We start from the raw sequence: 14,030 nt of genomic DNA, 5'->3' as shown, positions 1-14,030 counted from the left end.
GCCGACACGAATCCCAGGGAAGCGGACTCTCATTGCGAAACGGTTTCTCCTCGATGTCCGAATCAACGCCTGATCCGATGTCCGAAACAACCGTTCTGGTCCTTGACGCCCCATCTCCCGCCCCGCCGCCCCGTCTCGGCAGCCTCACCGGTCGCGCCCGCATCCTGCACGCGGACGCCGGCACCCTGGCGGAGCAACTCCCCCACGCCGACGTGCTGCTGGTGTGGGACTTCCTCTCGGACGCGGTACGGCTCGCGTGGCCGGGCGCGGGCCCGCGGCCGCGCTGGGTGCACACCGCGAGCGCCGGCGTGGACCGCCTCATGTGCCCGGAGCTCGCCGAGTCCGACACGCTGGTCACCAACGCCCGCGGCGTCTTCGACCAGCCCATCGCCGAGTACGTGGCGGCCCTCGTCCTCGCCATGGCCAAGGACCTGCCGCGCACCCTCCAGCTCCAGGACGAACGCACCTGGCAGCACCGCGAGACCCAGCGTGTCGCGCGTACGCGCGCGTGCGTCGTGGGATCGGGGCCGATCGGGCACGCCATCGTCCGGATGCTCAAGGGCCTCGGGATCATCACCGCCCTGGTGGGGCGCAGCGCGCGGAACGGCGTGCACGGTCCCGACGAGCTCGACCGGCTGATGGCGCGCGCCGACTGGGTGGTGTGCGCGGCGCCGCTCACGGACGACACGCGCGGCATGTTCGACGAGCGGCGCTTCGGGATGATGCAGCCGTCGGCACGCTTCATCAACATCGGGCGCGGCGCGCTCGTCGTCGAGGACGATCTCGCGGCCGCGCTGTCGAAGCGGTGGATCGCGGGCGCGGCGCTCGACGTCTTCGAGCACGAGCCGCTGCCCGCGGACAGCCCCCTGTGGACGGCGCCGGGGCTCATCGTGTCCCCGCACATGAGCGGCGACACGGTGGGCTGGCGCGATGAACTGGGCACGCAGTTCGTGGAGTTGTACGAGGAGTGGGCGGCCGGGCGGCCCCTCTCGAACGTGGTGGACAAGAAACGCGGGTATGTACCCGGGAATTGATCACTCCCGGCGCCACGCCCCACCCCTCGCCCCGAGCGACTTCCCTCACCCCGAGCCACTTCCCTCCCCCTGAGGAGCGTGCATGACCGAGCTCACGGATCTCACCGCGGTACAACTCGTCGAGGCCTACCGCAAGGGCGAATTCAGTCCGGTCGACGCGACACGGGCGACGCTGCGCAGGGCCGAGGAAGTGCAGCCCGCGGTGAACGCCTTCGTGCGCGTGGACGGCGAGGAGGCCCTCGCACAGGCCGAGGAGAGTGCGGGGCGGTGGCGGCGAGGTGAGCCGCGGGGCCTCCTCGACGGGGTTCCGGTCACCGTCAAGGACATCCTGCTGCAGCGCGGCGGACCGACGCTGCGGGGCTCCAGGACCACGCGTACGGACGGGGCCTGGGACGAGGACGCGCCCTCGGTGGCGCGGCTGCGCGAGCACGGCGCGGTGTTCATCGGGAAGACGACGACACCCGAGTTCGGCTGGAAGGGCGTCACGGACAGCCCGCAGAGCGGGATCACGCGCAACCCGTACGACACCTCGCGCACCGCGGGCGGTTCGAGCGGCGGCAGCGCGGCGGCCGTCGCGCTGGGCGCGGCGCCCTTGTCGCTGGGCACGGACGGCGGCGGGTCGGTGCGGATCCCGGGCGCCTTCTGCGGCATCTTCGCGCTGAAGCCGACGTACGGACGGGTGCCGCTGTACCCCGCGTCCGCCTTCGGCACGCTCGCGCACGTCGGCCCCATGACGCGGGACGCGGCGGACGCGGCGCTCCTGATGGACGTCATCAGCGGCCCCGACCCCCGTGACTGGTCGCAGCTCGGTCCGGTGGCGGACAGCTTCAGCGCGGGTATCGAAGGCGGCGTACGCGGCCTGCGCATCGCGTACTCGCCCTCGCTCGGCGGTCAGGTCGCGGTGCGGCCCGCGGTCGCCGCCGCGGTGCGGCAGGCGGTGGAGTCCCTCGCCGCGCTGGGTGCGTACGTCGAGGAGACGGATCCCGACTTCACGGACCCGGTGGAGGCCTTCCACACGCTGTGGTTCAGCGGCGCCGCGCGGGTGACGCAGCATCTGCCGCCCGACCGGCGGGAGTTGCTCGATCCGGGGCTGCGCGAGATCTGTGCGCAGGGCGCCCGGTACAGCGCGCTCGACTACCTTGCCGCAGTCGACGTACGCATGGAGCTCGGCCGTCGCATGGGCCGCTTCCACCAGACGTACGACCTGCTGGTCACTCCGACGTTGCCGATCACCGCGTTCGAGGCGGGGGCTGAGGTACCGAAAGGTTCCGGCCATCGCCGATGGACCGGATGGACCCCTTTCACGTACCCCTTCAACTTGACGCAGCAGCCCGCCGCGACCGTCCCGTGCGGGGTGGACCGGGAGGGACTGCCCGTCGGCGTCCAGATCGTGGGGGCGCGCCACGCGGACACGCTCGTCCTGCGGGCCGCGCACGCGTTGTACGAAGCGGGCGGCGCGGGGATCGCGCCGCCCGCTCTGGGCTGAACCTACGGACGGGGGCCGGGGCGCCTACGCTCTGCGGAAATTCAGCGTCTCGCCCTGCGCGCCCGCGCGCCACAGGTCGTTGCAGGCCTCGGCCATCCGGTCGAGGCCGTCCACCACCTGACCCCACACGATGCCGGGGACCCAGCCGACGTCGCCGTTGAGCAGCAGGTTGTTGCGTTCGTAGAAGAGGGCGAGGTCCACGACCGTGGCGCCCGCCTTGACGTCCGCGGCCGGTTCGTACCCATAGGCCTGCGTGCCCAACTGTGTCCCGTTGAACGAGAAATAGCAGAGGTCGCCGGGAATGGGAGTGACTGTCGGGTTCTCCAGGGGCGGCTCGCGGTCCGCGAAAGCCGGAAAGAGGGCGTAGATCTCATTGCGGGCGTACTTCGCGTGATAGACGTCCTCGCTGAGCGGAAGCGCCTCCCACACCGCCTCACAGGTCAACGGGGCCCGGTCGTCGAGCAGCTTTGCCGTGCACTGAACTCCCCGCTTGGCGAGGGAGACTTCGATGAATCGGTCTGCCATGTGTCCCATGCTCCTCCCTGGGTCAAGACCACAACGATTGCATCAGGGGCCGAAATTGGCCCGCATATTCCGCGTCGAGTCGGGTAGCCGCGCGCCCATGGCTCCACCACTTTGGAACAACCCAGAGAGCAATGAGACAGAGAGTTCCCGCGCCGACGGCCCGGGACCGAGTGCGGCACCCAGGAACATCGGGATCCGCCGACGATCACTCCTGTTCGGCGCGGGCGCGGCCGGTGCCGTGGCGACGCTCGGCGCCGCGGGCTGCAGCAAGGTGCCCACGGGGGACACGCTGGAGCGGCTGAAGTCGCAGGGGACCGTACGGCTCGGGATCGCGGGTGAGGCGCCGTACGGGTACATCGACGAGGACGGGGCCTTCACTGGTGAGGCGGTGAAGCTCGCGAAAACGATTTTCGAGCGCCTGGGTGTCCCCAAGGTGCAGCCGGTGGCGACCGAGTTCGGCTCGCTCATCCCTGGCCTGAACACGCAGCAGTTCGACGTGGTCTCGGCCGGGATGTACATCAACAAGGACCGCTGTCAGCAGGTCATCTTCTCCGACCCCGAATACCAGATGCTGGACTCCTTCATCGTCCCCAAGGGCAACCCGAAGAAGATCAAGAACTACCAGGACGCCTTCAAGATCAAGGCGAAGATGGGCACGGGTCCCGCGTACGCGGAGATCGACTACGGCATCGCCGCGGGCTACAAGCGGGGGGACATCTCGATCTTCCCCGACCCGGTCGCGGGCATGAACGCCGTCGAGTCCGGTCGCATCGACTTCTTCGCCGGCACCGCCCTGACCGGCCGTGAAGTGGTCCGCAAGAGCACGAAGGCGGAGGCCACCGAGGCCTTCGCACCCATCGTCGACGGCGAGGAGCAGATCGACGGCGGAGGCTTCACCTTCCGGCCCACCGACACGAAGCTGCGCGACGCCTTCAACGTGGAGATCCACAAGATGAAGAAGAGCGGCGAGCTCTTCCGCATCCTGAAGCCGTTCGGCTTCACCAAGGACGAGATGACCGAGCTGACCGCAGAGGAGCTGTGCAAATGACAGCGGGACTGTGGGAACACTGGGTTCTGCCCGGTATCTGGATCACCATCCAGCTGACGATCTACAGCGCGGCCCTCGCGACCGTCGTCGCCTTCGGCATCGGCATGGCCCGCACCCACCGGCTGCGCACCGTGCGCTTCCTCGCCGGGTTCTACACCGAGGTCTTCCGCGGCACCTCATCGCTGGTGCTGATGTTCTGGATCTTCTTCGTCCTGCCGCAGCTGGTCGGCTGGGCGCTGGTCCCGATGTGGGCGGCCGTGCTCGCACTCGGACTCTCCTACGGTGCGTACGGCGCCGAGATCGTGCGTGGCTCGCTCAACTCGGTGACACCGGCACAGCGCGAGGCGGGGGTCGCGTTGAGCTTCAGTCCGGCACAGCGGATGCGGTTGATCCTGCTGCCGCAGGCCATCCCGGAGATGATCCCGCCGTTCTCGAACCTGCTGATCGAGCTCCTCAAGGGCACCGCCCTGGTCTCGCTGCTCGGCATCGGCGACGTGTCCTTCGCCGCCAACCTGGTGCGCCTGGCGACCACGGAGAGCGCCGAGATCTACACGATCACCCTGGTCATCTACTTCGTGATCGCGTTCCTGCTGACCCGGGGAATGCGCTCGCTGGAGCGTAAGACCAAGGCCGGTATCGGACAGAGGCCCGAGCCGCGGGGCGGCCTGATGGGCAAGCTCAATCTCCGCCAGCAGACGGCGACTTCACAGATTCCAAAGGGCTCCGGCGGGGGTGTTGGTGCATGAACAACGAAACTGACAAGTGGGACTGGGGTGCGGTCTCCGACTTCATGCCGCACTTCTGGGACGGCGTCCTGGTCACCCTGCAGGTCCTGGCACTCGGCTCGCTGATCTCGTTCTCGCTCGGCCTGGTGTGGGCGCTGCTGTTCCGCGCGCCGAGCCGCTTCGTGCGCTGGCCGGTCGGCATCGTCACCGAGTTCATCCGCAACACCCCGCTGCTCGTGCAGCTGTTCTTCTTCTTCTTCGTGCTGCCGGACTGGGGCGTCCAGTTCTCCGCGCTGACGACCGGCACCATCGCGATCGGCCTGCACTACTCGACGTACACCGCGCAGGTCTACCGCGCGGGCATCGAGGCCGTACCCGTCGGCCAGTGGGAGGCGGCCACCGCGCTGAGCCTGCCCTATCGCCACACGTGGACCGCGGTGATCCTGCCGCAGGCCATCCGCCGCGTGATCCCCGCGCTCGGCAACTACGTCATCGCGATGCTGAAGGACACCCCGCTGCTCGCCAGCATCGGCGTCCTGGAGCTGCTGCAGCGCTCGCGGCTCCAGGCTGCGGAGACCTTCCAGTACACCGAGGCCCTGACCGTCGTCGGCATCGCCTTCATCGTCATCGCCTACCCGTCCTCCCTCCTCCTCCGAGCCCTGGAGCGTCGTCTTGTCGTCTGAAACCACCCCCAAGGAAACGGTCAACCCGGCGGTCGACGGCAGCGAGCTGATCCGCTTCGACAAGGTCACCAAGAGGTTCGGCACGAACACCGTCCTGGACGAGCTCGACTTCTCCGTGGACTCGGGCAAGCACGTCACGCTGATCGGCCCCTCCGGATCCGGCAAGACCACGATCCTGCGGCTGCTGATGACCCTGATGAAGCCCGAGGAGGGCACCATCAAGGTCGGCGGGCGCTACCTCACCCACGAGGAGAAGAACGGCAAGCTCGTGCCCGCGGGCGAGAAGTACATCCGCGAGGTCCGCAAGAACATCGGGATGGTCTTCCAGCAGTTCAACCTCTTCCCGAACATGAAGGTCCTGCGGAACATCACCGAGGCGCCGGTCCAGGTGCTCGGCCTGTCCAAGGACGAGGCCGAGGAGCGCGCCCGCGGCCTGCTCGAACTGGTCGGACTCACCGAGCACATCGACAAGTACCCCAACCAGCTCTCCGGCGGCCAGCAGCAGCGCGTGGCCATCGCGCGCGCCCTGGCGATGCGCCCGCAGGTGCTGCTCCTGGACGAGGTCACCTCCGCACTCGACCCGGAGCTGGTGGCGGGTGTGCTCGACGTCCTGCGGGACATCGCGCACACCACGGACATCACGATGCTCTGTGTGACGCACGAGATGAACTTCGCCCGTGACATCTCCGACCAGGTCCTGATGTTCGACTCGGGCCGGGTCATCGAGTCCGGGACGCCGGAGAAGATCTTCACCGAGCCCGAACACGAGCGGACCCGGGAGTTCCTCAGCGCGGTCCTGTGACCGCGTACGCCAAGTGCGCAGGCCATGGCCTTGGGTGATGACGCTGGCATATGCCAGGGTGGCGCGTTCCTGCTGAGAGTGCCGGAATGCGCCACCAATCTCCCCAACAGCCGCTCCCCATACCGCTCTTGGCGGCTATCGTGGACGGAGCCCAGCTGTCCGGAACCGTTGCACGCAGGGGGAAGCCGTGGCGCTGAAGCACGAGCGGACCACGCCGCAGCACTCGGTGCAGAGCGCGCTGCGCGTGCTCGAAATCGTCGCCCGGCACAACGCCGGCGTCACCGACGCCGAGCTCGCCCGCCAGACCAAACTGCCCGCGCCCCAGCTCGCCGCCCTCCTGCGGATGCTGCGCCGCGAGGCGTACGTCAAGCAGGTCGCCGACGGTGCGTACGTCACCGGTGCGTCCCTCGCCCGCCTCGGTTCGGCCCACCGCCGCGAGCAGGCCTTGCGGGACAAGCTCAAGGACACCCTCGACGAGCTGCGCGACTCGATCGGCGCGGCCGTCTACATCAGCCGGTACGAGGACGGCGAAATCAAGATCACCGACTTCGCTGACGGCCCCCGCACCCCCAAGGTCAACGAGTGGGTGGACTTCCGCTCCTCCGCGCACGCCAGCGCGGTCGGCAAGAGCCTGCTGACCCAGCTCGACCTGAACGGCCGCAGGGACCACCTCTCCCGCCACAAGATGGCCCGCCTCACCTCGCGGACGATCACGAACGAACGGGTTCTCCTGAACCGCCTCGCCGCCCAGCCCGCCACGGTTCCGGTCCTCGACCTCCAGGAGTACGCGGTCGGCACGGTCTGCGCCGCCGTCCCCATCACCGCGGGCTCCGCGGTCGGCTGCCTGGCGCTCTCCCTCCCCGTGGAGCACGCGCACCGGCTGCGGGACGCGGCCCGGACGCTCAATCGCAGGGCGGCGCCGGTGCTGCTCTCGCTGGCGATCTAGGGGCGGGCGCCCGGTCGATCGCGGGCGGTTCTGAGCACCCTTCCGAACCAGGTATTATTTTTGAGTCAGCAGGCGCCGCTAGCTCAGTTGGTTAGAGCAGCTGACTCTTAATCAGCGGGTCCGGGGTTCGAGTCCCTGGCGGCGCACAGACAGAAGGAAGCCCCTCGCGGAAGCGAGGGGCTTCTCTCGTTCCGCCGCTGACATATCCCTCGCACCGGTGAGGACAGCGCCCTCAGGGCCCCGCGATACTGGCACGGCCCTCCTGCCCCGAGGAGCCGCCCCATGCCCCGTTCCTTCCTCGCGCTGTCCCGGCTGCGCACCGCACACCCGTACGTCGTGGACGCCGCGCTCGCCGCACTGGTGCTCTTCGCCGTCTCGCTCCAGTTCCTCTTCCCGGACGAGGGCGGCGATCGGCTCAGCGCGGCCGGGTTCGCGCTCGGCGCGGGCACCGCGCTGCCGCTGATCTGGCGGCGTCGCGCACCCATGATCTGCGCGAGCGTGATCTCCGTCTTCACGCCCGCCATGGCGCTGTACCACCGGCCGCCGCCCGACGTGTGCATCGGCGGCATGGTCGCCCTCTACACCGTGGCCGTCCTGAGCACACCGCTGCAGCGGCGCGTCATGCTCGCCGGGTGGCTGGCGGGGGCCGCCGTCACGATGACCTTCAAGGAACACGCCGAGCCGTACGAGTACCCCTTCCACCTGCTCAGCCTCATCAGCGCGTACGCCCTCGGTTCCTTCGCCCGTGTACAGCGCGCGTACACCGCGGCCCTGGAGGAGCGTGCCAGGCGCCTGGAGCGGGAGCGTGCCGCCGAGACGGCGCGTGCGGTCGGCCAGGAGCGGTCCAGGATCGCCCGCGACATGCACGACATCCTCGCCCACGCGGTGAGCCTGATGGTGGTCCAGGCGGAGGCGGGACCGGTGGTGGTCCGCAGCGACCCGGACCGCGCGGTGGGGGCGTTCGATGCGATCGCGGGCGCGGGGCGCGACGCGATGGTGCAGTTGCGCCGGATCCTGGGCGTACTGAGAGAGACGTCGGACCCCGGTGACGCGCGCGTCCCGCAGCCGACGCTCGCGGCGCTCCCGGAGCTGGCCGAGCTGGTGGAACACACCGGCCTGCGCGTCGAGTTGACCGAGACCGGCCGGCCCCGCCCGCTGGCACCCGACGTGGAGGTGGCCGCGTACCGCATCGTCCAGGAGGCCCTGACCAACTGCGTGAAGCACGCGGGAGCGACCGCTGTGCGCATAGAACTTGCTTGGATCGAAAGCGAGTTGGGGTTGTGCGTCCAGGACGACGGGGGCGGGCTCGGCGCTTCGGAGGGCGCGGGGCACGGACTTGTCGGCGTCCGGGAACGGGCCGCCGCCTGCGGTGGCTCGGCCGATGCCGGGGACGGGCCCGATGGTGGATTCCGCGTCGCCGTGCGGCTGCCCACGGCATCCTTGGGGGATGAGCATCCGGGTGGCAGTGGCCGACGATCAGGAGCTGGTGCGCAGCGGCTTCTCCATGATCCTCGAGGCGCAGCCCGACATCGAGGTGGTGGCGGAGGCGGGTGACGGCGCGGAGGCGGTGGCCGCGGTACGCCGGCACGCGCCTGACGTCATCCTCCTGGACATCCGCATGCCGGGGATGGACGGCATCGAGGCGGCCCGCCAGGTGTGCGCGCAGTCCAGCTGCCGGGTCGTCATGCTCACCACCTTCGACCTCGACGAGTACGTGTACGAGGCGCTGTACGCGGGAGCCAGTGGCTTCCTGCTCAAGGACGTCCGCAGGGACGACCTGGTGCACGCGGTGCGCGTCGTGGCGGCCGGGGACTCCCTGCTCGCGCCCTCGGTGACGCGGCGCCTGGTGGCGGACGTGGTCCGGCGCCGCCGCACGGACGCCGACGCGCCCCCCATGTCACCCTCCGAACGCCTGGCGGTGCTCACCGCCCGCGAGGAGGAGACGCTGCGGCTGCTTGCCCGGGGGCTCTCCAACGCGGAGATAGCGGCGTCGTTCGTCGTCAGCGAGCACACGGTGAAGACCCATGTCAGCAACGTCCTGTCGAAGCTGTCGCTGCGGGACCGGGTGCAGGCGGTGATCTGCGCGTACGAGACGGGGCTCGTGGTGCCGGGGAGCTAGGGGGAGGAACTCCCCCGCGGGACGGAGTCCTACCCCGCGAGAGGGAGACCGCAAGACCACCCACCACGGCGATCCCCGCGGCCCGCGCGAAGGCAACTCTGAGGTACGGCAACCGCACCGTCCAAGGAGGCGCCGGCCATGCTCGCCACCCTCGCCCGCACGGCGACCCAGCACCCCAAAACCGTCATCCTCACCTGGCTCCTGTTCCTGGTCCTCGGCCTCGGCTTCGGCACCCGGGTCTTCGGCGACCTGACCTCGTCCGTCGAAGACGTGCCGGGCAGCGAGTCGGTCGTCACGGCGGAGCGCCTCGCCGAACTCACCCCGCAGGGCGACGACTTCAACGCCGTCGTGGCCGCTCCTTCCGTCGACACCCCGCAGATCCGCGCGCAGGTGGACGACGCGGTGGCCGACGTACGGAAGCAGCCGGGCATCGCCCGGGTGCCGGACCCGTACACCACCCGCGGCCTGGTCGCGCAGGACGGGAAGGCCCTGCTCGTCCCCGTCACGCTCAAGGGCGGCCTCGACGACGACGCCGAGGAGGAGGCCGTCGGCGACGCTGCCGACCGCCTCCGCGAGATCACCGCCGGTGACGTGGCGGTGAGTGGCGGGCCGCTGCTCGGCGAGCAGATGGGCGGCAGGGCACAGGAGGACGTGGCCCAGGCCGAGTTGATCACCCTGCCCGCCGTGCTGATCGTCCTGCTGCTCATCTTCGGCGGGCTGCGGGCCGCCGGTCTCCCCCTCCTGGTCACCGTGAGCGGTGTGGCCGGCGCCTTCCTGACCCTCTACGGCTTCAGCCAGTTCACCGAGATCTCCGTCTACGCCGTCCAGATCGTCACCATGCTGGGTCTCGGCCTCGCCGTCGACTACGCGCTCCTGATGGTGATCCGCTTCCGGGAGGAGCGAGCCAGGACGGACGACGTGGCGCGGGCCGTGCACACGACCGTCGCCAACGCCGGGCGCACCGTCCTGTTCTCCGGTCTGACGGTGGCCATCAGCCTGTCGGGGCTCGTCTGGTTCCCCAGCCCGTTCCTGCGCAGCATGGGCCTCGCGGCCGGCGCGGTGGTCGTGGTCGACATGCTGGCGGCGCTGACGCTGCTGCCCGCGCTGCTCGCCCTGTTCGGCGGGAAGATCGTGCCTTCGGGCACGAAGTCACGCGCTCGGCTGCTGACTTGGCGGCGCGGGGCCAGGGCGGGGGCCGCACCCGAGCCCGGTGCCTTCTTCGCCCGCCTCGCCCTGTTCTCCGCCCGGCGCCCGGTGGCCGTGACCGCCACTGTCGTGGCCGTCCTCACCTTCCTCGCCCTGCCCGCCCTCGGGATGCGGATCAACATCGGCGACGCACGGCAGCTCCCGCACGACACCGAGGCGCGGCAGCTGTACGAGACCGTGCGCGAGCACTACCCGGCGGGAACGGACACCGACCCCGTCCAGGTGCTCGTCGGGCCGGGCGCCGACCCCGACCGCGAGGACAAGATCCGGGCCCTGCCCGGGATCAGGACGGCCGACAGCGAGCGGCTCTCCGACGGCACGGTCCTGCTCGAACTGACCCCGTCCGGTTCGGTCGACGGTCCCACCGCCACGCGGCTCGTGGAGCAGGTCCGCGACCTCCGGGGTGACGAGCCGGTCCAGGTCACCGGCAACGCCGCGAGCCTCGTCGACTTCCGCTCGATGCTCGCCGAGCGCGCCCCCTGGGCCGTACTCACCGTCCTGGCCGCCCTGTTCGCCCTGCTCTTCGCCTTCACGGGATCGCTGTTGCTCCCGCTGCGTACGCTCGCCACCACCCTGCTCAGCCTGGGCGCCGCCCTCGGCGTCGTGGTGTGGGTGTTCCAGGACGGGCATCTCGCGGGGCTGCTCGGCGGTGAGGGTCTCGGGGCGCTGAGTCTGACCGCGCCGCCACTGATCATCGCGATCGCGTTCGGGCTCGCGATGGACTACGAGCTGTTCATCCTGTCCCGGATGCGGGAGACGTGGCTGGAGACCGGTGACCACCGTGCCGCCACCGTCGAAGGGCTGCGCCGCTCGGGCCGTGTCGTCAGCTGTGCGGCGCTGCTGCTCGCGATCGTCTTCGGCGGCTTCATGACCGGCGGCTTCTCACCGATCCTGCAGATCGGCCTCGGCCTGACGCTCGCGGTGCTCATCGACGCGACGCTGGTGCGGATGTTCCTCGTCCCCGCGACGATGACGCTCCTCGGCCGCCGTGCGTGGTGGGCGCCGCGCCGGATGCGTGAGCTGCATCGGCGGTACGGGCTCCGCGAGGAGACCATGGCCGCGGTCCCGCCACCGGTCGTGCCGGTCAGGCAAGGACCACCCAGTCCATGACCAGGGCGGCCACCAGACCGACGGCGAGGAGATAGCTGCCGAGCCGGGTCCGGCCGCGCCTGCTGAGTTCGATCACCAGGCCGCAGAGCACGAGCAGCAGCCCGTACACCCCCACGACCAGGACGGACGACCGGCTCGCCAGACGTACGGCGAGCACCACGGCCGCCGCGGCCATCAGCACCGAGGCCGCGGCGATCCGTATGTGCCGGGCCTGGCGCGGCGTGAGGCCGGCCCGTGTCTGGTCTGACGTGCTCATGGTTCAGGATCGTAATCGACCCGACCGGTGGCCTGTGCACGCTTTCCCGGCTCAGGAGCGCAGGTACGCCAGGACCGCGAGGACCCTGCGGTGCGTTCCGTCCCCCGGGGGCAGGTCCAGCTTGCCGAGGATGTTGCCGATGTGTTTGCCCACCGCGGCCTCGCTGACGACGAGTTCGGCGGCGATCGACGCGTTCGACCTGCCCTCGGCCACCAGGCCGAGCACCTCGCGCTCGCGCGGCGTGAGCTGTTCGAGGGGGTCGCGGCGGCGCCTGATCAGCTGCCGTACGACCTCCGGGTCCACGACCGTGCCGCCGTCCGCGACCCGCGTCACCGCGTCGGCGAACTGCTCGACCTGGCCGACGCGGTCCTTGAGCAGATAGCCGACGCCGGTGCCGTCCCCGGTGTCCAGGAGCTCGGCGGCGTAGGAGCGTTGCACGTACTGGCTGAGCACGAGCACCGGCAGCTTCGGCCGCCGCGCCCGCAGGGCGAGGGCGGCACGCAGCCCCTCGTCCTGGAAGCCGGGCGGCATGCGTACGTCGGTGAGGACGAGGTCCGGTTCGTGCGCGTCGACGGCCGCGCTCAGCCCTTCGGCGTCCCCGAGCGCGGCAGGCACCTCGTGGCCGAAGCGGGTGAGCAGGCCGATGAGTCCCTCGCGCAGCAGCACGCTGTCCTCGGCGACGACGATTCTCAGTGCGGGGCGCTGGACGGGTGCTGGGCTCGGCACGGGATCTCCACGGACAGTACGGTCGGACCGCCCGGCGGGCTGGTGACCGTCAGTGTGCCATCGAGCACCGCGATCCGGTCCGCCAGGCCGGTCAGGCCGGTGCCTCGGGCGGGGTCCGCGCCCCCGTCGCCCTCGTCGCGCACGTCGATGCGCAGGACCTCTCGCTCATGGCGGGCCCTGATGTGCGCGCGGTTCGCGTTGCTGTGCCGGGCGATGTTGGTGAGGGCCTCGCGGGTGGCGAAGTACCCGGCGGATTCGACGGGTTCGGGGAGGCGGGGCAGGTCCAGGTCGGTGTCCACGGGGATCGGCGAGCGGTCGGCGGCGTCCTCGACGGCGGCGGCGAGACCGTAGTCGGCGAGGACCTGGGGGTGGATGCCGCGGATGAGTTCGCGCAGTTCGGTGAGGACGTTGCCCGCCTCGTCGTGTGCCGTGGCGAGCTGGGCCGCGAGGGGGGTGCCGGGAGCGGCGTCGAGTCTGGCGAGGCCCAGGGTCATGGTCAGCGCGACGAGTCGCTGCTGGGCACCGTCGTGCAAGTCCCGCTCGATCCGCCGCCGTTCGGCCTCGAAGGCGTCGACGAGGCGTGCCCGGGAACGCGTCACCTGCTCCAGCTGGGTGGCCAGCTCGGCCTCGCGGGGCGCGAGGAGGAGGCGGGCGAGGGCGGCGCGGGCGGAGGCGTAGGCGCCGAGGGGGTAGAGCAGCGGGACGAGGAGGACGAGCCCGAGCAGCGCCACGGCGAAGGCGTGCGGGTAGTCGCTGACCAGCCAGAGCTTGGCGGCGCGGATCTCGCCGCCGTCCAGGGCGAGTTGGGCGGGTACGGCGATGAGGACGGCGGGGGCGCCGACGGTGCAGGCGAGCACGAGGAGATCGAGGGGCCACAGAACCAGGGCGAGCAGGGCGGCGTACGCGAGCTCGCGCCAGGTGGCCTGCTCCTTGACGCGCAGCTTGAACCAGGCGGGGACTCCGGGGGCTTCAGGGGTGCGGTGGGGCGTGGGGGCAGGGGAAGCGGGGTCGACGAGACGGAGGCGGCGGCGCTCCAAGGCGGCGACGGGGATGCCGGTGAGGGCAAGGAGAGGGAGGAGGGGAAGCCCTACGAGAACGAGAGCGAGGGCAGCGCCGAGCACGAGGGCGACCACCCCGCCGACGAGGACCAAGGCCCCCAACAGCACCCCGCCCACGAGGTACGCCACGCCCCTCCAGGGCGCACTGCTCCCCAGATAGCCCCGCCCCCGAAGCCCCGCCCACACACTTTCCCCGGCCATGGGGCCACGGTATGCGGAACTGCGGGGCGGGGCGGGGCGGGGCGCGGCTCGGGCGGGCGGGGCTGGACCATCGCCGGTCGCTGCGGGGCAATGCGGCGGGCGGAC

At 70.7% G+C, this 14,030-nt stretch carries 14 protein-coding genes and 1 tRNA gene; 11 read left to right on the top strand and 4 right to left on the bottom strand.

All coding sequences use genetic code 11. The annotated features are described in order from the left end of the window. Positions 1 to 77: 77 nt before the first annotated feature. A complete protein-coding gene (locus tag ACWGIH_RS03230) occupies positions 78 to 1,034 on the top strand; it encodes a D-2-hydroxyacid dehydrogenase (protein WP_453444332.1) in 957 nt (318 codons plus the stop codon). A gap of 82 nt (positions 1,035 to 1,116) precedes the next feature. After that, a complete protein-coding gene (locus tag ACWGIH_RS03225) occupies positions 1,117 to 2,520 on the top strand; it encodes an amidase (protein WP_453444331.1) in 1,404 nt (467 codons plus the stop codon). A 24-nt stretch (positions 2,521 to 2,544) separates the two neighbouring features. Here ACWGIH_RS03225 and ACWGIH_RS03220 read toward each other — a convergent pair whose 3' ends face one another. Then, positions 2,545 to 3,045: a DUF3830 family protein gene (locus ACWGIH_RS03220; RefSeq protein ID WP_363211366.1), complete on the bottom strand. Its 501-nt coding sequence runs from the start codon at positions 3,043 to 3,045 to the stop codon at positions 2,545 to 2,547. A gap of 97 nt (positions 3,046 to 3,142) precedes the next feature. Here ACWGIH_RS03220 and ehuB point away from each other — a divergent pair, with 97 nt between their 5' ends. The 9 genes from ehuB to ACWGIH_RS03175 all read left to right on the top strand — a co-directional run bounded on the left by ehuB (position 3,143) and on the right by ACWGIH_RS03175 (position 11,684). Further along, complete coding sequence (ehuB, locus tag ACWGIH_RS03215; protein WP_453444329.1) at positions 3,143 to 4,093, top strand: ectoine/hydroxyectoine ABC transporter substrate-binding protein EhuB; 951 nt, start codon at positions 3,143 to 3,145, stop codon at positions 4,091 to 4,093. Further along, the gene (gene ehuC / locus ACWGIH_RS03210; protein WP_453444328.1) at positions 4,090 to 4,839 is read left to right on the top strand and encodes an ectoine/hydroxyectoine ABC transporter permease subunit EhuC; all 750 of its coding nucleotides are present in this window, start codon (positions 4,090 to 4,092) and stop codon (positions 4,837 to 4,839) included. The genes ehuB and ehuC overlap by 4 nt, the downstream gene beginning before the upstream one ends. Then, on the top strand, positions 4,836 to 5,501 hold the full coding sequence (ehuD, locus tag ACWGIH_RS03205; protein ID WP_453444326.1) for an ectoine/hydroxyectoine ABC transporter permease subunit EhuD: 666 nt from the start codon (positions 4,836 to 4,838) through the stop codon (positions 5,499 to 5,501). The genes ehuC and ehuD overlap by 4 nt, the downstream gene beginning before the upstream one ends. Further along, on the top strand, positions 5,491 to 6,303 hold the full coding sequence (ehuA, locus tag ACWGIH_RS03200) for an ectoine/hydroxyectoine ABC transporter ATP-binding protein EhuA (RefSeq protein ID WP_453444325.1): 813 nt from the start codon (positions 5,491 to 5,493) through the stop codon (positions 6,301 to 6,303). Before ehuD ends, ehuA begins: the two co-directional genes overlap by 11 nt. A 187-nt stretch (positions 6,304 to 6,490) precedes the next feature. Continuing rightward, complete coding sequence (locus tag ACWGIH_RS03195) at positions 6,491 to 7,249, top strand: IclR family transcriptional regulator (RefSeq protein WP_453444324.1); 759 nt, start codon at positions 6,491 to 6,493, stop codon at positions 7,247 to 7,249. A 72-nt stretch (positions 7,250 to 7,321) separates the two neighbouring features. Continuing rightward, a tRNA-Lys gene (locus ACWGIH_RS03190) sits at positions 7,322 to 7,395 on the top strand. Between the two features lie 136 nt (positions 7,396 to 7,531). After that, positions 7,532 to 8,803, top strand: coding sequence for a sensor histidine kinase (locus ACWGIH_RS03185; RefSeq protein ID WP_453444323.1), 1,272 nt, complete (start codon positions 7,532 to 7,534; stop codon positions 8,801 to 8,803). Continuing rightward, the gene (locus ACWGIH_RS03180; protein WP_453444322.1) at positions 8,697 to 9,368 is read left to right on the top strand and encodes a response regulator; all 672 of its coding nucleotides are present in this window, start codon (positions 8,697 to 8,699) and stop codon (positions 9,366 to 9,368) included. Before ACWGIH_RS03185 ends, ACWGIH_RS03180 begins: the two co-directional genes overlap by 107 nt. Positions 9,369 to 9,506: 138 nt before the next feature. Continuing rightward, positions 9,507 to 11,684: an MMPL family transporter gene (locus ACWGIH_RS03175; RefSeq protein WP_453444320.1), complete on the top strand. Its 2,178-nt coding sequence runs from the start codon at positions 9,507 to 9,509 to the stop codon at positions 11,682 to 11,684. On the opposite strand, the gene ACWGIH_RS03170 is transcribed toward ACWGIH_RS03175, so the two are convergent. Genes ACWGIH_RS03170 through ACWGIH_RS03160 form a run of 3 tightly spaced genes read right to left on the bottom strand, consistent with a single transcriptional unit; the run spans position 11,659 to position 13,925 of the window. Further along, positions 11,659 to 11,940, bottom strand: a complete 282-nt coding sequence (locus tag ACWGIH_RS03170; RefSeq protein ID WP_453444319.1) for a hypothetical protein — start codon at positions 11,938 to 11,940, stop codon at positions 11,659 to 11,661. The genes ACWGIH_RS03175 and ACWGIH_RS03170 overlap by 26 nt on opposite strands. A 51-nt stretch (positions 11,941 to 11,991) precedes the next feature. Further along, on the bottom strand, positions 11,992 to 12,666 hold the full coding sequence (locus ACWGIH_RS03165) for a LuxR C-terminal-related transcriptional regulator (RefSeq protein WP_453444318.1): 675 nt from the start codon (positions 12,664 to 12,666) through the stop codon (positions 11,992 to 11,994). After that, a complete protein-coding gene (locus ACWGIH_RS03160; protein WP_453444317.1) occupies positions 12,630 to 13,925 on the bottom strand; it encodes a sensor domain-containing protein in 1,296 nt (431 codons plus the stop codon). Before ACWGIH_RS03160 ends, ACWGIH_RS03165 begins: the two co-directional genes overlap by 37 nt. Between the last annotated feature and the right edge of the window lie 105 nt (positions 13,926 to 14,030).

The organism is Streptomyces sp. NPDC054872, assembly GCF_053610705.1.
The sequence above is the reverse complement of the archived record's forward strand: the minus strand, read 5'-3'. Positions and strand labels throughout refer to the sequence as shown.